This window comes from Pseudomonas alcaligenes (assembly GCF_041729615.1).
In the GTDB taxonomy this organism is placed as follows: domain Bacteria; phylum Pseudomonadota; class Gammaproteobacteria; order Pseudomonadales; family Pseudomonadaceae; genus Aquipseudomonas; species Aquipseudomonas alcaligenes_B.
Genome location: NZ_CP154874.1, coordinates 2,870,962 through 2,893,050, shown reverse-complemented (window position 1 = coordinate 2,893,050; position 22,089 = coordinate 2,870,962). Strand labels below are relative to the sequence as shown.

The window sequence follows — 22,089 nt, the reverse complement described above, 5'->3', positions numbered from 1 at the left end:
ACCGCAATGGAACGCGCCGCCACCACCTACGTCGAGGAAACCCGCTTCGGCTTCTGGTTCCTGCAGAGCCACGTCTGGCAGCACCATGTGCTGCGCGTGGCGATCAACGACCTCAAGCGCCTGATCGATGCACCGCTGCCGCAGGCGCCGGTGCTGCTCGACGCCGGTTGCGGCCAGGGCCGCTCGTTTCGCCTGTTGCAGGAAGCCTTTGCCCCGGCGCGGCTGATCGGCCTGGATGCCGACCCGCACAGCCTCGACTGCTCACGCGCCGAGGCCGAGCAGTTGGGCCTGGACGTGCAACTGATCGCCAGCGACTGCGCCAGCATCCAGTTGCCGGACACGTCCGTCGACATCCTGTTCTGCCACCAGACCTTCCACCATCTGGTCGAGCAGGAACGCGCCCTGGCCGAGTTCTGGCGCGTACTGAAACCGGGCGGCCTGCTGCTGTTCGCCGAATCGACCAAGTTCTACATCGACACCTGGGTGATCCGCTGGCTGTTCCGCCACCCGATGCAGGTGCAGAAGAGCGCCGAGGAATACCTGGGCATGCTGCGCACGCAGGGCTTCCAGTTCGAGGAGCGCAACGTCTCCTACCCCTACCTGTGGTGGAGCCGCTCCAGAGACTTCGGCCTGCTCGAACGCTGGGGCATCATGAAGGCCAAGCCGTTCGGCCAGCGCGATGAAACCCTGGTCAATGTGGTGGCGCGCAAGCCGTGCTGAGCCGTGTCCTGCTGCTTTCCCTGACCCTGCTGCTCGGCGCCTGCGCCGGGCACACGCCCGTACCGGCGAGCAGCCCTGAATTGACTGCCGGGCTGCCCATCAGCCTGCAGATCGAACGTACGCAGCGTGGTGAGCAGCGCGACTGGCTGCTGGTGATCCAGGCCGAAGGCCAGGCCCTGCGCTGGTCGTTGTTCGATCCGCTCGGTGTGCCGCTGGCGCGCCAGCTGCTGGAGCACGGCGAGTGGCGCAACGACGGCCTGCTGCCACCCAACGCCGAGGCCCGTGAACTGTTCGCCGCCCTGTTGTTCGCCCTGGCCGCCGATGACGCACTGGCGGCCTACCCCGAGGACAGCTGGCAGCGCGACGCCGATGGTCAGCGCCGGCTTAACCCGGACTGGCGAATCCGCTACCGTTCCGCACTGGACTTCACCCTCGCCGCACCGCAGCTCAGCTACCGGGTGCGCGCGCTGAATCAAGAAGAAGGCAACTGATGCCCCGCTCTACACAGCCGAGTTATTTGAATGCCCTCGGCCTGCTGTGCGCCCTGGGCGAAGGCAAGCAGGCAGTGGCCGACGCGCTGCTGGCTGGCGATGCCTCCGGCATGCGCGCCGAGGAAGGTTGGGTCAGCGACCGCCGCCTCACCGTCGGCGCCGTGCACACCACCTTGCCAAGCATGCCGGCCGGTTTCGAAGCCGCCCACAGCCGCAACAACCAGCTGCTGCTGGCCGCCGCCTTGCAGATCGAACCCGAGCTGCGCGCCGCCATCGCCCGCCACGGCGCCACCCGCGTCGGCCTGGTGCTGGGCACCAGCACCTCGGGCATCCGCGAGGCCAGCGACGGCATTGCGCGCTTCCTCAAGGAGGGCGAGCTGCCCGCCGACTACGACTACGCCCAGCAGGAGATGGCCGCGCCGGCCACCTTCCTCGCCGACTGGCTGGGCCTGGCCGGCCCGGTGTACTGCCAGTCCACCGCCTGCACCTCCAGCGCCCGCGCCCTGCTCAGCGCCCATCGCCTGCTGCAACAGGGCCTGTGCGACGCGGTGATCTGCGGCGGCGTGGACAGCCTGTGCCGCCTGACCCTGAACGGCTTCTCGGCCCTCGAAGCGGTGTCCGCCGAGCCGTGCAATCCGTTCTCGGTGAACCGCCACGGCATCAATATCGGCGAAGGTGCGGCGCTGTTCCTGATGACCCGCGAGAGCAGCCCGATCGCCTTCCTCGGCGGCGGCGCCAGTTCCGACGCGCACCACATTTCCGCGCCGCACCCGCAAGGCCTCGGTGCCCGCGCGGCGATGGAGAAGGCCCTGGCCAGCGCCGGCCTGGCGGCCAGCGACATCGACTACCTCAACCTGCACGGCACCGCCACCACGCACAACGACGCCATGGAAAGCCATGCCGTGCACGGGCTGTTCCCGGCCACGCTGCCCTGCTCCTCGACCAAGCCGCTGACCGGCCACACCCTGGGCGCCGCCGGCGCGCTGGAGGCGGCCTTCTGCTGGCTCGCCCTGAGCGAGTACAACCACGATGGCCTGCTGCCGCCGCATCGCTGGGACGGCCAGGCCGACCCGGCCCTGGCGCCGCTGCGCCTGGTCGGCGCCGGTGATCGCCTGCAGAGAACGGCGGGCCGCCGGCTGATGAGCAACTCCTTCGCCTTCGGCGGCAACAACGTCGCGCTGATCTTGGGTGATGCGCCATGAGCCAGTGGCCGATCGCCGAACTGATCCCGCATGCCGCCGATATGATCCTGATCGACGAAGTCGTCAGCTTCGGCGCCGAAGAGATCGAGACGCGCCTGGTGGTACGCCCCGGCGGCCTGTTCAGCCAAGAGGACGGCAGCCTGCCGGCCTGGGTCGGCATCGAGCTGATGGCGCAGAGCGTGGCCGCCTACGCCGGCTGCCAGGCGCGTCAGGCCGGCCTGACGGTGGAGCTGGGCTTCCTCCTCGGCACGCGCAAGTTCGAGTGCAATGTCGAGCGCTTCCCGGCCGGCGCCGAACTGCGCATCAGGGCCCTGCGCTCGCTGCAGGACGACAACGGCATGGGCGTATTCGAGTGCCACCTGGATGGCCCGGACATCCATGCCGAAGCACGCCTCAACGTATTCCGCCCGCCCGAGGTGGCGAGGTATCTACAAGAGCAAACGCAATGACTGAAACCATCCTGGTCACCGGCTCCAGCCGCGGCATCGGCAGGGCCATCGCCCTGCGCCTGGCCCGCTCCGGTTACGACATCGTGCTGCACTGCCGCTCGCGCCGCGACGAGGCCGAGGCCGTGCAGGCACAGATCGCCGAGCTGGGCCGGCAGGCGCGCATCCTGCAGTTCGACGTCTCCGACCGCGCCGCCTGCCGCGCAGCGCTGGAGGCCGATGTCGAGCAGCACGGCGCCTACTATGGCGTGGTGTGCAACGCCGGGCTGACCCGCGACGGCGCCTTCCCGGCGCTGACCGACGACGACTGGGATCAGGTGCTGCGCACCAACCTGGACGGCTTCTACAACGTGCTGCACCCGCTGACCATGCCGATGATCCGCCGCCGCCAGGCCGGGCGCATCGTCTGCATCACCTCGGTGTCCGGGCTGATCGGCAACCGCGGCCAGGTCAACTACAGCGCCTCCAAGGCCGGCGTGATCGGCGCCGCCAAGGCCCTGGCCATCGAGCTGGGCAAGCGCAAGATCACGGTCAACTGCGTGGCACCGGGGCTGATCGACACCGAGATCCTCGACGAGCAGGTACCGGTGGAGGAGATCCTCAAGATGGTGCCGGCCGCGCGCATGGGCACCCCGGAAGAAGTGGCCGGCGCGGTGAATTTCCTGATGTCCGAGGAGGCGGCGTACATTACCCGTCAGGTCCTCGCGGTGAACGGTGGTCTGTGCTGATGAAACGTGTTGTCGTCACCGGCATGGCCGGTATCACCTCGCTGGGCAGCGACTGGCCGACCATCTCGGCCAACTTCAAGGCCGGCAAGAGCGGCATCCGCCGCATGGATGAGTGGGACCGTTTCAGCGAGCTGAACACCCGCCTGGGCGGCCCGGTGGACGACTTCGTTCAGCCCAAGCACTGGACGCGCAAGCAGACCCGCAGCATGGGCCGGGTGTCCAAGCTGGCGGTGTACGCCGCCGAACGCGCCCTGGAACATGCCGGCCTGCTCGGCGACGAGCGCATCCAGGACGGCCGTATGGGCGTGGCCTGCGGCTCGTCCACCGGCAGCACCGACGAGATCAAGGCGTTCGGCAACATGCTGCTCAATTCGGTGGCCGACGGCCTCAACGCCAACTCCTATATCCGCATGATGCCGCACACCACGGCGGCCAATATCAGCATCTTCTTCGGCCTCAAGGGCCGCCTGATCCCCACCTCCAGCGCCTGCACCAGCGGCAGCCAGGGCATCGGCTACGCCTACGAGGCGATCAAGTACGGTCGCCTGAAGATGATGCTGGCCGGCGGCGCCGAGGAGCTGTGCCCGACCGAGGCCATGGTGTTCGACGCGCTCTACGCCACCAGCCTGAAGAACGACACCCCGCACCTGTCGCCGCGCCCCTACGACAGCGGCCGCGACGGCCTGGTGATTGGCGAGGGCGCCGGCATCCTGGTGCTGGAGGAGCTGGAACATGCGCTGGCGCGTGGCGCCACCATCCACGCCGAAATCGTCGGCTTCGGCTGCAATTCCGACGGCATCCACGCCACCAAGCCGGAGCAGGCGACCATGCGCGGCGCCATGGAGCTAGCCCTGGAAGATGCAGGCCTGGAACCCGCGGCCATCGGCTACGTCAACGGCCACGGCACCGCCACCGCCCAGGGCGACGTGGCCGAGAGCCTGGCCACCAGCAGCCTGTTCGGCCCGCGCATGCCAATCAGCTCGCAGAAGAGCTTCCTCGGCCACACCCTAGGGGCCTGCGGTGCGCTGGAGTCCTGGTTCAGCATCGAGATGATGAACGCCGACAGCTACGTCTACACCCTCAACCTGGATAACGTCGATCCGGAGTGCGGCGAGCTGGACTACCTGCGCGGCGAGTTCCGCCAGATGAGCCATCAGTACGTGATGAACAACAATTTCGCCTTCGGCGGGGTGAACACTTCGCTGATCTTCAAGCGCTGGAACGGAAACCGCGCATGACCCGCCTTATCAAGACACTGCTAATCGCCCTGGCCCTGTTCGGCCTGGCGGCCTGTACCTCCAAACCGCTGCTGCAGCCGCAGGTGGCACTGCCGCCAGACCGCGAATTCAGTCAGGTCGAGATGCAACAGGCGATAGTCGCCGCGCTGGAGGCCCGCCACTGGCGGGTCGGCCGCGTCGACACGGGCCGGATTAACGCCGCGATCAGCGTGCGCAAGCGCCATCACGCTGCGATCGTCGTCGAATATACACCGTTCGACTTCGCCATCCGTTATCGCAACAGCCAGGGGCTGGAGTACGAGGACGGCGAGATCCATCGCAACTACAATCGCTGGGTCAACAGCCTGCGCGCCGAGATTCTGCACCAGCTGAAGCTCCCGAAAACCCTGTGAGTCAACCATCGTCAAGGAGACGACCATGCAACTGAAAAACTGGACCCTGGCCGCCCTGCTCTTCGCGCTCATCCCGGGCATCAGCCAGGCACGCGACACCACTCACTTCCTGCCGTTCGAGCAGGCCCTGCAGGAAGCGCTGAACGCCGGCCGCCTGGACGGCAGCGTGAAGTTCTACCTGGCGGGCAACAAGCCGGCCGGCAACGTCAGCGTGGTCAAGTCGGGCGTGACCACCAGCCAGAAGACCAACGCCTTCAACAAGAGCGACGAAGGCGCCTGCTCCTGGGCCCTGCAATCGGCGCTGATCCGCATGCAGAACGCCGCCAAGGCCGCCGGCGCCAATGCCGTGGTCAACATCGTCAGCAACTACAAGAACGTGGTCTATTCCGACGCGCAGAAGTACGAGTGCCACGCCGGCGCCATCATGGCCGGCGTCGCCCTGAAGGCCGACCTGGCCAACGTCAAGTAACAGGCAATCCCCCTGCCGGCCGCGGCAGCGTGGCCGGCTTCTCCCTTCCGGGCGCATCCGCAGTTCTAAAGTGCGGCCCTTGCGAGGATCACCGCATGTTGCTGCGCCTGTGCCTGCTGTTGCCGCTGATCGCGCTGTCCAGCGCCTGCACCACCATCCGCGTCGAGCCGCTGAAGACGCCGCTCGCCTCGCTGTGCATCGAGGAGAACCCCGAGGTACAGGTGGACGACTTCCTCGGCACCCTGCAGCGCGGCTTCGCCCGCCACGGCATCGACACCCGCCTGTACAAGCAGATCCCCGCCCGCGGCTGCCCGCAGGTACTGAGCTACACGGCGCGGCGCTCCTGGTCGGTGGTCACCTACCTGTCCCTGGCCGAACTGCGCATCCGCGATGAGGAAGGGCGCCAGCTGGCCAGCGCCTACTACCGCTTCCGCGGACGAGGCCTGCTGGCGGTGAAGAAGTGGCAGAGCACCGAGACCAAGATGACACCGGTGATCGACCGGTTGCTGGCCGGCAACGCGCCCAGATGAGGCGCGACGCCCCATAGAAAGAATAAGGGCCGCAGCTGCGGCCCTTGTCGTTATTGCTGATGGTATTGTGCAGACAGCTCGTGCACCGCCTCGAAGAAGGCCTTGGCGTGCTCCGGCGGCACCTCCGGGGTGATGCCGTGGCCGAGGTTGAAAACGTGCCCCGAACCCGAGCCATAGGCGGCGAGGATGCGCGCCACCTCGGCGCGGATGGCCGCCGGCTTGGCATGTAGCACGGCCGGATCCATGTTGCCCTGCAGGGCGACTTTATCGCCCACACGCTGGCGCGCACTGCCGATGTCGCAGGTCCAGTCCAGGCCCAGGGCCTCGGCGCCGGTCTCGGCCATGGATTCCAGCCACAGGCCGCCGCCCTTGGTGAACAGGATCACCGGCACGCGGCGACCGTCGTGTTCGCGGATCAGGCCGTCGATGATCTGCTGCATGTAGCGCAGGGAGAACTCCTGGTAGGCCGCCGAGGACAGCGCGCCGCCCCAGGAATCGAAGATCTGCACCGCCTGGGCGCCGGCGCGGATCTGGCCGTTGAGGTAGACGGTGATCGAGCGGGCCAGCTTGTCGAGCAGCGCGTGCATGGCCTGCGGGTTGTCGTAGAGCATCGCCTTGGACTTGCGGAAGTCGCGGCTGGAGCCGCCCTCGACCATGTAGGTGGCCAGGGTCCAGGGGCTGCCGGTGAAGCCGATCAGCGGCACGCGGCCATTCAGCTCGCGGCGGATGGTGCGCACGGCGTCCATCACGTAGCCCAGGTCCTGCTCGGCGTCGGGAATCGGCAGGGCCTCGATATCCGCCATGCTCGACACCACCCTCTTGAAGCGCGGGCCCTCGCCGGTCTCGAAATACAGGCCCTGGCCCATGGCATCGGGGATGGTGAGGATGTCGGAGAAGAGGATCGCGGCGTCGATCTGCGGGTAGCGATCCAGCGGCTGCAGGGTGACCTCGCAGGCCAGCTCCGGGTTCTTCATCAGGCTGACGAAATCACCGGCGCGGGCTCTGGTGGCGCGGTACTCCGGCAGGTAACGACCGGCCTGGCGCATCATCCACACGGGCGTGACGTCGACGGGTTGCTTGAGCAGGGCGCGCAGGAAACGGTCGTTCTTCAGGGCGGACATCGGCAGGGTTCCTGGAAAATCGGCAGGGAGCGTTGCGGCGGGAGTATGCGATGGCCGCTCGGCGGCGGCCCCCTTCCTCCGGGCGGGCTCCCGGATCGCAGGGGCCCGCGCGCCTTGGCGCAGAAAAAGTGCGGGCATTTTCGCAGACCCCAAAACAAAAGGCACGGCGAGGGCCGTGCCTTTTGTCTATCGCGACGATATGCCGCGACGCGGATCGTCAGACCTGCAGGTAGTCCAGGATACCTTCGGCGGCGTTTCTGCCCTCGAAGATCGCCGTCACCACCAGGTCGGAACCGCGGACCATGTCGCCACCGGCGAAGATCTTCGGGTTGCTGGTCTGGTGCTTGAACTGGCCCTTCTCCGGCGCCACCACACGGCCCTGGCTGTCGGTGTCGATCTTGAAGTCGCTGAACCAGGCGGCCGGGCTCGGGCGGAAGCCGAAGGCGATCAGCACGGCCTCGGCCGGGATGATCTCCTCGGAGCCTGGGATCGGCTCGGGGCTGCGACGGCCACGGGCGTCCGGCTCGCCGAGACGGGTCTCGACCACCTTGACGCCTTCCACCCTGTCCTCGCCGACGATGGCGATGGGCTGGCGGTTGAAGAGGAACTTCACGCCCTCTTCCTTGGCGTTCTTCACTTCCTTGCGCGAGCCCGGCATGTTCTCTTCGTCACGGCGGTAGGCGCAGGTCACGGCCTTGGCGCCCTGGCGGATGGAGGTGCGGTTGCAGTCCATCGCGGTGTCGCCGCCGCCGAGCACGACCACGCGCTTGCCCTTCATGTCGATGAAGTCCTCGGGGGACTTCTCGAAGCCGAGGTTGCGGTTGACGTTGGCGATCAGGAAGTCCAGCGCATCGGTCACGCCCGGCAGGTCTTCGCCCGGGAAACCACCCTTCATGTAGGTGTAGGTGCCCATGCCCATGAACACGGCGTCGTACTCATCCAGCAGCTGCTGCATGGTCACGTCCTTGCCGATCTCGGTGTTCAGGCGGAACTCAATGCCCATGCCGGTGAAGACTTCGCGGCGACGGCTCATCACGGTCTTTTCCAGCTTGAACTCGGGGATGCCGAAGGTCAGCAGGCCGCCGATTTCCGGGTTCTTGTCGAACACCACCGGGGTCACGCCGTTGCGCACCAGCACGTCGGCGCAGCCCAGGCCGGCCGGGCCGGCACCGATCACCGCAACGCGCTTGCCGGTCGGCTTGACCTTGGACATGTCCGGGCGCCAGCCCATGGCGAAGGCGGTGTCGGTGATGTACTTCTCCACCGAACCGATGGTCACCGCGCCGAAGCCGTCGTTGAGGGTACAGGCACCCTCGCACAGACGATCCTGCGGGCACACGCGGCCGCAGACTTCCGGCAGGGTGTTGGTCTGGTGGCTCAGTTCGGCGGCGGCCAGGATATTGCCTTCCGAGACCAGCTTGAGCCAGTTCGGAATGAAGTTGTGCACCGGGCACTTCCACTCGCAATAGGGGTTGCCGCAGCCCAGGCAACGGTGTGCCTGGTCGGCGGCCTGGGCCGGTTTGAAGGATTCGTAGATTTCCACGAACTCCTTCTTGCGCTGGCGCAGGAGCTTCTTCTTCGGATCCTTGCGCCCGACCTCGATGAACTGGAAGTCGTTGTTCAGACGTTCAGTCATTTCAAAACCTCATCAAACCACTTCAGGCGCGTTATTGCGGATTGGCACGGGTGCTGGAGAGCAGCGAGCCGAGGCTGGCGGCCTTCGGCTTGACCAGCCAGAACTTGCGCAGGTAATCCTCCAGGTTCTCCAGCAGATGCGTACCCCAGGGGCTGGCAGTCTCGGCCACGTACTCGGCGAGCACGCCGCGCAGATGGCTACGGTAGGCCTCCATGGCCTCGTTGCTGATGCGCTGGATTTCCACCAGTTCATGGTTGACGCGGTCGACGAAGCTGTTATCCAGGTCGAGCACGTAGGCGAAGCCGCCGGTCATGCCCGAGCCGAAGTTCACCCCGGTCTTGCCCAGTACGCAGACGAAGCCGCCGGTCATGTACTCGCAGCAGTGGTCGCCGGTGCCTTCCACCACGGCGTGGGCGCCGGAGTTGCGCACGGCGAAGCGCTCGCCGGCGGTACCGGCGGCGAACAGGCGGCCACCGGTGGCACCGTACAGGCAGGTGTTGCCGATGATGGCCGACTCCTGAGTCTTGAACGGGCTGCCGGCCGGCGGAACTATGACCAGCTTGCCGCCGGTCATGCCCTTGCCGACGTAGTCGTTGGCATCGCCTTCCAGGCGCAGGTGCAGGCCGCCGGCGTTCCACACGCCGAAGCTCTGGCCCGCGGTGCCCTTGAAGCGGAAGGTGATCGGCGCGTCCTTCATGCCCTGGTTGCCGTGCAGCTTGGCGATCTCGCCGGACACCCGCGCACCGATGGAGCGGTCGCAGTTGCAGATGTCCAGGGCGAACTCGCCGCCGGTCTTGCCGGCGATGGCGGCCTGGGCCAGTTCGACCATCTTCTCGGCCAGCAGGCCCTGGTCGAACGGCGGGTTCTTCTCGACTTCGCAGAACTGCGGCTTGTCGGCCGGGATGTGCTCGCTGCCGAGCAGCGGGGTCAGGTCCAGGTTGCCCTGCTTGGCGGTCTCGCCCGGCAGCACCTCGAGCAGGTCGGTACGCCCGATCAGCTCGCCCAGGCTGCGCACGCCCAGCTTGGCCAGCCACTCGCGGGTGTCCTCGGCGACGTAGGTGAAGTAGTTCATCACCATCTCGACGGTGCCGATGAAGTGGTCCTTGCGCAGCTTGTCGTTCTGCGTCGCCACGCCGGTGGCGCAGTTGTTCAGGTGGCAGATGCGCAGGTACTTGCAGCCCAGGGCAACCATCGGACCGGTGCCGAAGCCGAAGCTCTCGGCGCCGAGGATGGCGGCCTTGATCACATCGAGGCCGGTCTTCAGACCGCCGTCGGTCTGCACCCGCACCTTGCCGCGCAGGTCGTTGCCGCGCAGGGTCTGGTGCGCCTCGGCGAGGCCCAGTTCCCAGGGGCTGCCGGCGTACTTGATCGAGGTGATCGGCGAGGCGCCGGTGCCACCGTCGTAGCCGGAGATGGTGATCAGGTCGGCATAGGCCTTGGCCACGCCGGCGGCGATGGTGCCGACGCCGGGCTCGGCCACCAGCTTGACCGACACCAGCGCGGCCGGGTTGACCTGCTTGAGGTCATAGATCAGCTGCGCCAGGTCCTCGATCGAGTAGATGTCGTGGTGCGGCGGCGGCGAGATCAGGGTCACGCCGGGCACGGCATAGCGCAGGCGGGCGATCAGGCCGTTGACCTTGCCGCCCGGCAGCTGGCCGCCCTCGCCGGGCTTGGCGCCCTGGGCCACCTTGATCTGCAGCACTTCGGCGTTGACCAGGTATTCCGGGGTGACGCCGAAGCGACCGGTGGCCACCTGCTTGATCTTCGAGCTGCGCACGGTGCCGTAGCGGGCCGGGTCTTCGCCGCCCTCGCCGGAGTTGGAGCGCGCTCCCAGGCGGTTCATCGCCTCGGCGATGGCCTCGTGGGCTTCCGGCGACAGGGCGCCGAGGGAGATGCCGGCGGAGTCGAAGCGCTTGAGCACCTCGTGCAGCGGCTCCACCTCGTCCAGCGGCAGCGGCTGCTCGGCCAGCTTGAGCTTGAGCAGGTCGCGGATCATCGACACCGGACGGTTGTCCACCAGCGCCGCGTACTCCTGGTACTTCTCGTAGCTGCCCTGCTGCACGGCGGCCTGCAGGGTGTTGACCACGTCCGGGTTGTAGGCGTGGTACTCGCCGCCATAGACGAACTTGAGCAGGCCGCCCTGCTGGATGGCCTTGCGGTTGTTCCACGCCTCATTGGCCAGCAGCTTCTGCTCGGCCTCGATGTCGACGAAGCGCGCGCCCTGGATGCGGCTGGCGACGCCACGGAAGCACAGCTCGGTGACCTCGTCGGACAGGCCGACGGCCTCGAACAGCTGGGCGCCACGGTAGGAGGCGATGGTGGAGATGCCCATCTTCGAGAGGATCTTCAGCAGCCCCTTGGAGATGCCCTTGCGGTAGTACTTGAACACCTCGTAGAGATCGCCCAGCACCTCGCCGGTGCGGATCAGGTCGCCCAGCACCTCGTAGGCCAGGAAGGGGTACACCGCGGAAGCACCGAAGCCCACCAGCACGGCGAAGTGGTGCGGGTCACGGGCGGTGGCGGTCTCGACCAGGATGTTGCAGTCGCAACGCAGGCCCTTCTCGGTCAGGCGGTGGTGCACGGCGCCGGTGGCCAGCGCGGCATGCGCCGGCAGCTTGCCCGGGGCGATGTGGCGGTCGGAGAGGACCAGCAGCACCTTGCCGGCGCGCACCGCTTCCTCGGCCTGGTCGGCGATGTTGCGCACCGCGGTTTCCAGACCGATGGCCGGGTCGTAGTTGAGGTCGATGACCTGGCGCTCGAAGCCCGGGGTGGTCAGGTTCATCAGCGCGCGCCACTTGGCCGGGGAGATCACCGGGCTGCTCAGCATGACGCGGCTGGCGTGGGCCGGGGACTCCTCGAAGATGTTGCGCTCGGCGCCCAGGCAGACTTCCAGGGACATCACGATGGACTCGCGCAGCGGGTCGATCGGCGGGTTGGTGACCTGGGCGAACTGCTGACGGAAGTAGTCGTAGGGCGAACGGATGCGCTGGCTCAGCACCGCCATCGGCGTATCGTCACCCATCGAGCCGACGGCCTCCTGGCCCTGCTCGCCGAGCGGACGCAGCACCTGGTCACGCTCCTCGAAGGTGACCTGGAACATCTTCATGTACTGCTTGAGCTGGTCGCTGTCATAGAACGGCGAGCCATGGTCGCGGTCTTCCAGGCTGGCCTGGATGCGCACGGCCCCCTGGCGCAGCCACTGCTTGTAGGGGTGGCGCGACTTCAGGCGGTTGTCGATGGCATCGGTGTCCAGCACCTGGCCGGTCTCGGTGTCCACCGCGAGGATCTGCCCCGGGCCGACCCGGCCCTTGGCGATCACGTCTTCCGGCTGGTAGTCCCACACGCCGATTTCCGACGCCAGGGTGATGTAGCCGTTCTTGGTGGTGACCCAGCGCGCCGGGCGCAGGCCGTTGCGGTCGAGCAGGCAGACGGCATGGCGGCCGTCGGTCAGCACCACGCCGGCGGGGCCGTCCCACGGCTCCATGTGCATGGAGTTGTACTCGTAGAACGCGCGCAGGTCGGCGTCCATGGTCTCCATGTTCTGCCAGGCCGGCGGGATGATCATGCGCACGCCGCGGAACAGGTCGATGCCACCGGTAACCATCAGTTCCAGCATATTGTCCATGCTCGAGGAGTCGGAGCCGACGCGGTTGACCAGCGGACCGAGCTCTTCCAGGTCCGGGATCAAGTCGTTGGCGAACTTCAGGCGACGAGCTACGGCCCAGTTGCGGTTGCCGGTGATGGTGTTGATCTCGCCGTTATGGGCGAGGAAGCGGAACGGCTGCGCCAGCGGCCATTTCGGCAGGGTGTTGGTGGAGAAGCGCTGGTGGAACACGCAGATGGCGGTCTGCAGGCGCTCGTCGCCGAGGTCCGGATAGAACTGTTGCAGGTCCGCCGGCATCATCAGACCTTTGTAGATGATGGTCTTGTGCGAGAAGCTGCAGATGTAGTGGTCGGTGTCGGCGGCATTGGCCACCGAGGAGCGCCGACGGGCGCTGAACAGCTTGATGGCGAACTGCTGGTCATCCAGGCCTTCGCCGCCGACGAAGACCTGCTCGATGATCGGCAGGCGCTCAAGGGCCAGGCGACCGAGCACGCTGGTGTCGATCGGCACCTTGCGCCAGCCGACCAGTTGCAGGCCGGCGGCCTCGATCTCGCGGTTCATGTTGGCGCGGGCGGCCTCGGCCTTGGCCGGGTCCTGGTTGAAGAACACCATGCCCACGGCGTACTGCTGCGGCAGTTCGCTGCCGAAGGTTTCCCGGGCGATGGCGCGCAGGAACAGATCGGGCTTCTGGATCAGCAGACCACAACCGTCACCGGTCTTGCCGTCGGCGTTGATACCGCCGCGGTGGGTCATGCAGGTCAGGGCTTCAATGGCAGTCTTCAGCAAGTGATGGCTCGCCTCACCCTGCATGTGGGCGATCAAGCCGAAGCCGCAGTTATCCTTGAACTGATCAGGATGGTACAGACCTGCTTTCATAGACACTCTCACCAGGCTGCCTCATGGAGGCAAATTGCTTTCTAATTCATCGACCTAGCTGCCAGCCGCGCAGGGGAACGCCCCAGCTTGGCGCAGGCAAAGGGGGGTCATTTTACATAGCGACCCTGGCCCTCACAAATTTTTGTGACGGCCAAATGAAAACTTCTGTCGCTTGCACGAAAGGCGGCGACCGAAGGCCCGTGCTAGGACCTTACGGTCACCAAATGAAAGACGATTCACAGGCCCTCAGCGAGCCCGCACCGCCTCCTGCTGAATGCTGGCGAAGCTGCGCGGCCAGGGCTTGCCGGCCTGCACGCTGGCCGGCAGCGCCTTGATCGCCGCCTGGGCGGCAGCGCGGCTGGAGAACTGCCCATAGGTCACCACATAGAGCGGCTGCCCCTGGTGCACCTTCTTGAAGTAGCGATACTCGCCGCCATTCTTGCCGACGAAGGCCTTGGCACTGCTCTCGGAGCGAGTACCGAGAATCTGCAGGGCGTAATGGCTGGCCGGCCGGCTAGCGTACCAGTCGGCACCCGGCGCGGGGGCGGCACTGGCCACAGCGGGCGCAGGCTTGGCCACCGGCGCGGGCGTCGGCTTGGACACTGGCAGCGGCTTGACCTCCGGTTTGGGCGGGGCTGCCACCGGGGCAGGCACGGATACCGGTGCAACCGGCGCAGCAACCGGCTGAACCGGGGCCGCCGCCGGAGTACTGGCAATGGTAGGCACCACAGGGGCGGGGTCAGGTACCGCCACCGGCGCCGCCGGTGATACCTCTACCGCAGCCTCCTCACCCTCCTGCATGCCGGAGGCCTGGGCCAACGGCTCGCGGATCACCGGCTGCGCCTCCCCCACCAGCGGCAGCGGAAGCGGCTGGCTGGCGCCACTGAACTCGACCGAGGCTCCCTGCGGCGCAGGCTGGAGAGCCGGTGCTTCCGGGTTAGCGGGAACTGGAGCAGCTCCCTGTGGCACCATGGCGATCGGCGTTTCGCTCACCATGGGCGGAGTGCTCTCCGTACGTCCCTGCATCAGCCAGGCAGCACCGAGCGCCACGGCAACCACGGCGACCGCCAACAGATGCTTCTTCGGCAGGCCACTACCCGAAGCCGCACCGCCGGCGCTACGGCTCGCCAGCATTGCCTCGACCAGCACATCGCGGGCCGCCTGATTGATAGCGCCAGGCCATCCGCCGGAACTCAGATAGATATCAGCAACCTGATCATCGCTCAGCAGATCGATGCCCTGACCGGCACCGTCGAGGCGCTGCGCGAGGTACTCGCGGGTCTCATCCTCGCTGTATGGCAGCAACTCGATGGCATGGAAACGCTCCTCGCCGTCGGCCAGCTGCTCCAGCCGCGACAGGATGTCACTCTCGGCGAACAGGAAGACATGCGGGCGTCCATCGGCATTGCCTGCCGCCAGGCTGAACAGCGCCTCCAGCGCGGCATCGGCGAGCTGCTCGGCATCGTCGACCAGCAGATAGACCTCCTGACCGGTCAGCGCCAACTGGGTGACCTGGGCCAGGATGCTGCGCACATCCGTCTGCTGCATCCCGAGCCCCTGGGCCACCTGACGCAGCACGCCGGCGACATCGCCGGCTCCGCGCGCGGAAACCACCACGGAATGCACGGCCTGCTTGTTGGTACTGGCCACCAGCGCCTGGCGCAGCAGCGTCTTGCCGGCACCATGCGGCCCGGTCACTACCAGCAGCAACTGGCTGTAGCGCGCCAGGTGATGGAGCTGACCGAGCACCGGCTTGCGCTGGGCCGGGAAGAAGCGAAAACCCGGAACCCGCGCGGCAAAGGGATCGTGGCTGAACTGGTAGTGCGCGAGGAAGGCCTCGTCGGCGTGCAAACTGGTCATGTAGCTCTCTTATTGTCCAAGCTGGGCCACCAGCGCGCGATAATCGGCACGCAGGGTGGAATCCAGAACTTCCCGCGGGAAGTCATCGGTGATCACGGCCTCGCCGAGTCGGCGCAGCAGCACCAGGCGCAAGCGTCCGGCGAGGACCTTCTTGTCGACCGCCATGTGCTCGAGGAAATCCTGCGGGGTCATCTCGGCCGGGGGCACGACTGGCAGGCCGGCCCGCTGCAACAGACGGATGCCGCGATCACGCTCGGCTGCCGATATCCAGCCCAGGCGGGTCGACATTTCCAGGGCCATGACAGTGCCAGCGGCCACCGCCTCACCGTGCAGCCATACGCCGTACCCCATGTGGGTTTCGATGGCATGACCGAAGGTATGGCCGAGATTGAGGATGGCGCGCAGCCCCGACTCGCGCTCATCGGCCCCGACCACGCGCGCCTTGGCGGCACAGGATCGCTCGATCGCCTCGATCACCACGGCGGAGCGCAGGGCGCGCAACTCTTCGATGTGCTCTTCCAGCCAGGCGAGGAAGTCCGGATCACAGATCAGACCATACTTGATCACCTCCGCCAGCCCGGCCGACAACTCGCGCGACGGCAGACTGGCGAGCACGGAAGTGTCGATGACTACGGCGTTGGGCTGGTAGAACGCCCCCACCATGTTCTTGCCAAGCGGGTGATTGATACCGGTCTTGCCCCCTACGGAGGAATCGACCTGCGACAGCAGGGTGGTGGGTACCTGAATGAAGTCCACACCACGCTGGTAGCAGGCTGCTGCGAAGCCGGCCATATCGCCGACCACGCCGCCACCCAGCGCGATGATGGTGGTCTTGCGGTCATGACGGGCCTGCAACAATCCATCGAAAATCAGCTGCAGCGTTTCCCAGGTCTTGAAGCTCTCGCCATCCGGCAAGATGACAGTGGCCACCTGAAGCCCGTCCAGCGCCTGCTGTAACGAACCCAGGTACAGCGGGGCAACGGTTTCATTGGTAACAATGGCGACCTGCTGCCCCGCCAGATGCCGCCGGAACAGCTCGGCTTGGGTCAGCAGACCCAGGCCGATATAGATGGGATAGCTGCGCTCGCCGAGATCGACAGTGAGAGTCTGCATGAAGCCCCCGAATAGAAAGGGCATAGGATAGCGCAGTTGGGTGCCGTCTTTAACGGGGAGGTAGCGCGCTCAAACGCTCGACGATCTCCTGCACGACCAAGCGCGGCGGCCGCTCATCGGTCTCGATGATCACGTCGGCGATCTCACGATAGAGCGGATCGCGGATCTCCATCAGGTTGCGCAAGACTTTTCCCGGCTCGGCATTGCGCAGCAGCGGTCGGTTACGGTCACGCGAGGTGCGCTCAAGCTGCTGCTCGACAGAGGCATGCAAGTAGACCACCCGCCCCCCTGAGCGCAATGCCTGGCGGTTCTCTGCCCGCAACACCACGCCACCTCCGGTGGCGATCACCACGCCGCCGAGCTCGCAAAGCTCGGCGACCATGGCCTGTTCACGCTCACGAAAGCCTTGCTCACCTTCTACATCGAAGATCCAGGGAATATCGGCACCGGTACGCTGCTCGATCTCCTTGTCCGAATCCTTGAACTGCAGCCGCAATTCCTTCGCCAACAGCCGCCCGATGGTGCTCTTACCGGCCCCCATCGGGCCAACCAGGATAACGTTCTGCACGGTTTCAGTTGCTTACCGCGATGGCCTGATTGTTCATGATCCGCGGTGTCAGGAAGACCAGCAGCTCCGCTTTCGAGTCCTGTACCACGTCACGACGGAACAGACGCCCGATGTAGGGGATGTCACCCAGGAGCGGAACCTTGTCCACAGCCTTCGACTGGGTGTTGCTGAAGATGCCGCCAATCACGATGGTTTCGCCATCGCTGACCAGAACCTTGGCATTGACCTCGTTGGTCTGGATGGACGGTGTGCCATCTACCTGGTTAGCAAAGTCAGCAGCATCCTTATTAACTTTAACTTCCATAATCACTCGATTATCCGGCGTAATTTGCGGAGTAACCTCAAGGGAAAGATTTGCCTCGGCAAATACAATAGAAGTTGCACCGCTGGAGGATGCTTCCTGATAAGGAATCTTGGTGCCCTTCAGGATCTTTGCAGTTTCCTTATCGGAAGTGACAACCTTAGGCTGAGAGATGATCTCGCCATTACCGGTCTTTTCCATGGCCGACAATTCGAGGTCCAGCAGCGTATTGTCAGTGATGAAGCCCAGGTTCAAACCTGAGGTACGACCGGCAGCCGCCATGTCCACGAAGGTCCCACCCTGGAACTCCAGAGGATCGGTGTCCTTCTCGACACTGTTGGTACCGCCAACGACCCAGTTGTTATCACCCAGACCGACGCCGCGCCACTCGACACCCAGCTCCTTGTCGAAGTCGACATTCGCCTCGACTATCCGTGCCTCGACCATCACTTGACGAACCGGAATATCGAGCTGGGTCACGATGCGGCGTAGCTCGTCCAGTCGATCCTGGGTCAGATAGGCGATCAGGCTATTGGTACGATCGTCGTAAATGATCTTGCCGCGCATGTCCTTGTCCATGCTGCCTTCTTCCGAGGCATCCTCGAACAGTTTGGCAATATCGGATGCCTTGGCATAGTTGAGCTGCACCACCTCGCGACGCAGGGGCGCCAACTCCGCCAGCTGTTGGCGAGCCTCGAGCTCCTGCCGTTCACGCGCAGCGATCTCGTCCGCCGGGGCGATCAACAGCACATTACCGACCTGACGCTTGTCCAGGCCACGAGTTTTCAGGACCAGGTCCAGGGCCTGATCCCAAGGCACATTCTGCAGGCGCAGGGTGATATTGCCCTGCACCGTGTCACTGGCCACCAGGTTCAGGTCGGTGAAGTCGGCGATCAACTGCAGCACCGAGCGCACATCGATGTCCTGGAAGTTCAGGGAAAGCTTTTCCCCGGTGTAGGCGAAGCGCTCGGCCTTGCGTTTCTCGACATCATCGGCACTGAGCGGCTTGATGCTCACCGTCAGCTTGTTGTCCGTCTGAAACGCCAGGTAATCATACAGGCCGGTCGGCTCGATACTGATGCTGACCCGATCCCCCTGGGAAGCGGCGGTGACAAACTGCACGGGAGTGGCGAAGTCCTTGACATCAAGGCGCGCGCGCAGGGCCTCGGGCAGTTGCGTCTTCAGGAACTCGAGACGAATTTTCCCTCCTTGCTCCTGAATGTCAGGATTGACGCTGGGATCGGAAAGCTCGATCACCACATTACCTTCACCCGCCTCGCCACGCTGGAAGTCTATGGCACGAATCGCGCGACCAGCCGGCATCTGGGCAAGCGGCTTGGCAACGGGGGCAGGCGCGGCGCTCGCAGACGCTGCCTGAGAAGCCGAGGAATCACCGACCACCACGAAGACGTTGCTGCCCTCGCTGCGAGTGCTGTAGGGCACCAGGGTTGAGAGGTTGATGATCAGACGGGTACGATTCTGCGCCTCCACCACGGTCACGCTTCTGGCGTTGCCAACGCCCAGTTCACGATTCTTCTCCCCCAGTTTGCTGGAGACCCCGGGCATGTCCAGGGCGATACGCGCAGGCTGCTCGATGGTGTAGCCACGCGGAGCCGGGACCGGCTCGTCGAAACTCAATTTCAACTCAATCTTGTCACCGGGCAGAGCAGCAACGTCCAAACCTTGCAGGTTTGCCGCCAGCAGGCTCGGCGCAAAGCCCGCCAGGAAAAAGGATACGCCCAAGCAAGAAAGTGCCCTATTCATGGAGAAATTCCGTCCAGCAGATCTGTAGTTGTTTTTCATAATCGACCCCGCCATTAAGAGCGACTCTTGAGGGTGATGCTGCGCGGCCGTTCAAGCCAACCGCCCTCGCCGTCCGGCACTATCTCTATTACATCGATTTTGGCTTCATCCACGGACACGATCCGTCCGTGATTCCGCCCCAGATAGTCGCCGGCCTTGACGCGGTGAACCCCCCCGCTCCGCGAACCAGGCCAAACACTCCCGCCTCGTTCTCGAGAGTACCGACCATTTCGAATATCTCGATATTGAAGCCTTCCAGGAACTGCTTGACCCGGGTCTCATCAGGCTTGACGTCCTTGGAGCCCTTTTGCTGGCTCGCCAACTCAACTTTGACTGGCGGCTGGAAAGGACTCCGCAATGATGCGGCGCTATAGGTGAAGGGCTCATAGGGCTGGAATTTCGGCAGCGGCTCGATAGAGCCCTTGGGACGAGCGCGCACTTCGTCCATGTACTGACGGAGATCCGAATAGTCGCCCTGGCCCATACAGCCGGACAGCGCGCCGGCGGCAACCAGCAAAGCAATGGTACGGGCATAAATCATTTCTTAAGCCCCTGATCATTGTAACGATAGGTCTTCGCTACCACGCTCATAGCCAGTTTGGAAGAGTTTTCTTCACCCGTGGACTGCTTAACCTCGAAGTCATGCAGGGTCACGATGCGCGGCAAACTGGCCACAGCACTGACGAAAGTTGCCAGATCGTGATAAGCCCCGACGACGGAAACCTGAATAGGCAGCTCTATGTAGAACTGCTGCACGACTTCCGGCTGAAGCTTGATCTCTTCAAACTCCAGACCACTCTCCAGACCAGTGCGCGTAATGTCTTCGAGCAGGCCCGGAACCTCGGTATCACTGGGCAACTGCCGCAACAGCATGCCAAAGGACTCCTCCATCTCCTTCATCTGGACCTTGTAGGCATCCAGGTTGGCTGCCTGGGCAGCTTTGTTGGAGAACTCCTGTTTCAGTGTCTCTTCCTGCGCCTGTTGCTGCTGTAATTGCAGCTGCAGGTCCTGCAGATAGAAGTAATACCCCAGCCCCAGCCCAGCCACCAACAGCAATATGCAAGTGATGAACTTGACCGCCGCCGGCCAGGAGCCGAGGTTATTTACATCAAGCTCGGAAAGCTCAATCTTCCGTAATGACTCAAGCGCTTCTGAGAAACTCATGATTTTTTACCCGACTTGTTTTTGGCAGCCTTGGAGTTGCTCGGCTTCTTGCCACTCCCCACCTCGGGCTCTTCATCCTCTGCACCAGGCCGGGTCTGCTTCACGGTCAACCTGAAGACATTCGCCTGATCAATCGCACCGGCGGTAATAGCCTTGACCTCGGTGAGATTTGGCGATTTCAGCCACTCGGAGGCATCCAGGTTACGCATCAGGCTGGAGACTCGGTTGTTCGACTCCGCACTGCCCACGATGGAAATCACATCACCTTTGCGGGTCAGGTCGGTGAAGTACACGCCATCCGGAAGAGTCCGCACCAGCTGGTCGAAAATATGCCCGATGATCGGACGATTGCCTTGCAGGTCCTGGATGATCTTCATGCGTTCCAGCAACTGCTCACGGCGCTCCCGAAGATCCTTGATCTCCTTGATCCGAGAATCGAGCACCGCAATTTCTTTCTTGATGAATTCGTTGCGTGCATTTTGCTGCTCAATCGCCGAGTTGAAGTACTGCCCGGCGAGGAACACCAAACCACCAGCCACGGCAAGGGTGGCCCCCATGGCAACTACGAAGCGCTGCTTGCGTTCTTCACGCAGTTGCTCACGCCAGGGTAATAAGTTGATCCGCGCCATTAGTCGAAACTCCTCATCGCCAGGCCACAGGCAATCATCAAGGACGGCGCATCGCTGGCCAGCGCACCGGCATTGACCTTACCCCCCAGCGCCATGTCGGCGAACGGGTTGGCCACCAGAGTGGGAGTGCCGATCTTCTGCTGGATCAGACGATCCAGGTCGGGAATGGATGCAGTGCCACCCGCCAGCAGGATGTAGTCGACATCGTTGAACTGACCCGCGGCAAAGAAGAACTGCAGGGAGCGCGAGACCTGCTGCACAACCGCCTCCTTGAAAGGCTGCAGCACTTCGCTGTCGTAGTCGTCCGGCAGGCCGCCCTGTTTCTTGGCGAGCCCAGCCTCCTCGACCGAGAGACCGTAGCGACGCTGTATTTCTTCGGTCAGCTGACGCCCGCCAAAGAGCTGCTCGCGGGTGTAGATGGTTCGCCCGTTATGCAGCACGCTGAGCGTCGTCATGGTGGCGCCGATATCGACGACCGCCACGGTCAGCTCATCGACACTGCCGCCGAGCTGGGATTCGAGCAAACCGTAGGCTCGCTCAAGCGCATAGGCCTCGACATCGACCACCTTGGCCGTCAGCCCAGCCAGCCCCAGCGCCGCCTCGCGAACCTCGACGTTCTCCTTGCGGCAGGCCGCCAAGAGCACCTCGACCCGCTCGGGATTGCGTGCCGAAGGGCCCTGCACCTCGAAGTCGATGGCGACTTCTTCCAGCGGATAAGGAATGTACTGGTCGGCCTCGATCTTCAGCTGGTTCTCCAACTCGTCGTCGTTGAGACCCGCTTCCATCTCGATGGTCTTGGTGATCACCGCGGAGCCCGCCACGGCGACCGCCGCAGTACGCACTCCGGTCTTGGCCTTGGCCAGGACACGAGACAGAGCCTGACCGACCCCCTCAAGCTCGGCGATGTTCTTCTCGACAACGGCATTCGGCGGGAGCGGCTCGACGGCATAGGCCTCTACCTTGTAGCGGCTTCCGGAGCGACTCAATTCAAGGAGCTTGACCGAGGTCGAACTGATGTCGATCCCCAGAAGCGTGTTCGCTTTCTTATTGAAGAGCCCTAGCACGACCGATTTCCTATCTGCATCCGAGACTTACGGACTATTTATGTTTTTCCACATTAAATAACAGTCTTGACAGAAGCGCAAATGGCTCCCCTGCAAAAAAACCGCTTATAATGTGAACAGTTTTCCCCTTTTCG

At 64.5% G+C, this 22,089-nt stretch carries 19 protein-coding genes and 1 pseudogene; 9 read left to right on the top strand and 11 right to left on the bottom strand.

What is annotated here, in order from left to right; genetic code table 11:
* Positions 1 to 6: 6 nt before the first annotated feature.
* From AAG092_RS13980 to AAG092_RS13940, 9 genes are all read left to right on the top strand, one after another.
* Positions 7 to 720 (top strand): class I SAM-dependent methyltransferase, encoded by a 714-nt coding sequence (locus tag AAG092_RS13980; protein ID WP_373387138.1) that lies wholly within the window; start codon positions 7 to 9, stop codon positions 718 to 720.
* On the top strand, positions 717 to 1,211 hold the full coding sequence (locus tag AAG092_RS13975; RefSeq protein WP_373389597.1) for a hypothetical protein: 495 nt from the start codon (positions 717 to 719) through the stop codon (positions 1,209 to 1,211). The genes AAG092_RS13980 and AAG092_RS13975 overlap by 4 nt, the downstream gene beginning before the upstream one ends.
* The gene (locus AAG092_RS13970; protein WP_373387137.1) at positions 1,211 to 2,413 is read left to right on the top strand and encodes a beta-ketoacyl-[acyl-carrier-protein] synthase family protein; all 1,203 of its coding nucleotides are present in this window, start codon (positions 1,211 to 1,213) and stop codon (positions 2,411 to 2,413) included. Before AAG092_RS13975 ends, AAG092_RS13970 begins: the two co-directional genes overlap by 1 nt.
* A complete protein-coding gene (locus AAG092_RS13965) occupies positions 2,410 to 2,862 on the top strand; it encodes a hotdog family protein (protein WP_373387136.1) in 453 nt (150 codons plus the stop codon). The genes AAG092_RS13970 and AAG092_RS13965 overlap by 4 nt, the downstream gene beginning before the upstream one ends.
* Positions 2,859 to 3,587 carry a 3-oxoacyl-ACP reductase FabG gene (fabG, locus tag AAG092_RS13960; protein WP_237045993.1) on the top strand — a complete coding sequence of 243 codons (729 nt, stop codon included), beginning with the start codon at positions 2,859 to 2,861 and terminating at the stop codon, positions 3,585 to 3,587. The genes AAG092_RS13965 and fabG overlap by 4 nt, the downstream gene beginning before the upstream one ends.
* A complete protein-coding gene (locus tag AAG092_RS13955) occupies positions 3,587 to 4,825 on the top strand; it encodes a beta-ketoacyl-ACP synthase (protein ID WP_373387135.1) in 1,239 nt (412 codons plus the stop codon). The genes fabG and AAG092_RS13955 overlap by 1 nt, the downstream gene beginning before the upstream one ends.
* Positions 4,822 to 5,217 (top strand): hypothetical protein, encoded by a 396-nt coding sequence (locus AAG092_RS13950; RefSeq protein ID WP_373387134.1) that lies wholly within the window; start codon positions 4,822 to 4,824, stop codon positions 5,215 to 5,217. Before AAG092_RS13955 ends, AAG092_RS13950 begins: the two co-directional genes overlap by 4 nt.
* A gap of 25 nt (positions 5,218 to 5,242) precedes the next feature.
* The gene (locus AAG092_RS13945; RefSeq protein ID WP_110682996.1) at positions 5,243 to 5,686 is read left to right on the top strand and encodes an excinuclease; all 444 of its coding nucleotides are present in this window, start codon (positions 5,243 to 5,245) and stop codon (positions 5,684 to 5,686) included.
* A gap of 95 nt (positions 5,687 to 5,781) precedes the next feature.
* Entirely contained in the window at positions 5,782 to 6,216 is a 435-nt protein-coding gene (locus AAG092_RS13940; RefSeq protein WP_373387133.1) for an Sbal_3080 family lipoprotein, read from the top strand.
* Positions 6,217 to 6,266: 50 nt separating this feature from the next.
* Here the strand turns inward: AAG092_RS13940 and hemE are convergent, their stop codons facing one another.
* The 11 genes and pseudogenes from hemE to AAG092_RS13885 form a co-directional block, all read right to left on the bottom strand.
* Complete coding sequence (hemE, locus tag AAG092_RS13935; RefSeq protein WP_110682994.1) at positions 6,267 to 7,337, bottom strand: uroporphyrinogen decarboxylase; 1,071 nt, start codon at positions 7,335 to 7,337, stop codon at positions 6,267 to 6,269.
* 217 nt (positions 7,338 to 7,554) lie between these two features.
* On the bottom strand, positions 7,555 to 8,973 hold the full coding sequence (locus AAG092_RS13930; RefSeq protein WP_110682993.1) for an FAD-dependent oxidoreductase: 1,419 nt from the start codon (positions 8,971 to 8,973) through the stop codon (positions 7,555 to 7,557).
* Between the two features lie 31 nt (positions 8,974 to 9,004).
* Positions 9,005 to 13,453 (bottom strand): glutamate synthase large subunit, encoded by a 4,449-nt coding sequence (gltB, locus tag AAG092_RS13925; protein WP_373387132.1) that lies wholly within the window; start codon positions 13,451 to 13,453, stop codon positions 9,005 to 9,007.
* Positions 13,454 to 13,699: 246 nt separating this feature from the next.
* Positions 13,700 to 15,313: an AAA family ATPase gene (locus AAG092_RS13920; protein ID WP_373387131.1), complete on the bottom strand. Its 1,614-nt coding sequence runs from the start codon at positions 15,311 to 15,313 to the stop codon at positions 13,700 to 13,702.
* Between the two features lie 9 nt (positions 15,314 to 15,322).
* Positions 15,323 to 16,426 (bottom strand): 3-dehydroquinate synthase, encoded by a 1,104-nt coding sequence (aroB, locus tag AAG092_RS13915; RefSeq protein ID WP_110683039.1) that lies wholly within the window; start codon positions 16,424 to 16,426, stop codon positions 15,323 to 15,325.
* Positions 16,427 to 16,475: 49 nt separating this feature from the next.
* The gene (gene aroK, locus AAG092_RS13910) at positions 16,476 to 16,994 is read right to left on the bottom strand and encodes a shikimate kinase AroK (protein ID WP_110682990.1); all 519 of its coding nucleotides are present in this window, start codon (positions 16,992 to 16,994) and stop codon (positions 16,476 to 16,478) included.
* A 4-nt stretch (positions 16,995 to 16,998) separates the two neighbouring features.
* Entirely contained in the window at positions 16,999 to 19,059 is a 2,061-nt protein-coding gene (gene pilQ / locus AAG092_RS13905) for a type IV pilus secretin PilQ (protein ID WP_373387130.1), read from the bottom strand.
* Between the two features lie 53 nt (positions 19,060 to 19,112).
* Positions 19,113 to 19,636 (bottom strand): annotated as a pseudogene (gene pilP / locus AAG092_RS13900) (type 4a pilus biogenesis lipoprotein PilP).
* The gene (gene pilO / locus AAG092_RS13895) at positions 19,636 to 20,262 is read right to left on the bottom strand and encodes a type 4a pilus biogenesis protein PilO (protein WP_373387129.1); all 627 of its coding nucleotides are present in this window, start codon (positions 20,260 to 20,262) and stop codon (positions 19,636 to 19,638) included. Before pilO ends, pilP begins: the two are co-directional and overlap by 1 nt.
* Positions 20,259 to 20,891 carry a PilN domain-containing protein gene (locus tag AAG092_RS13890; protein WP_373387128.1) on the bottom strand — a complete coding sequence of 211 codons (633 nt, stop codon included), beginning with the start codon at positions 20,889 to 20,891 and terminating at the stop codon, positions 20,259 to 20,261. Before AAG092_RS13890 ends, pilO begins: the two co-directional genes overlap by 4 nt.
* Entirely contained in the window at positions 20,891 to 21,955 is a 1,065-nt protein-coding gene (locus tag AAG092_RS13885; protein WP_110682985.1) for a pilus assembly protein PilM, read from the bottom strand. Before AAG092_RS13885 ends, AAG092_RS13890 begins: the two co-directional genes overlap by 1 nt.
* Positions 21,956 to 22,089: the final 134 nt, after the last annotated feature.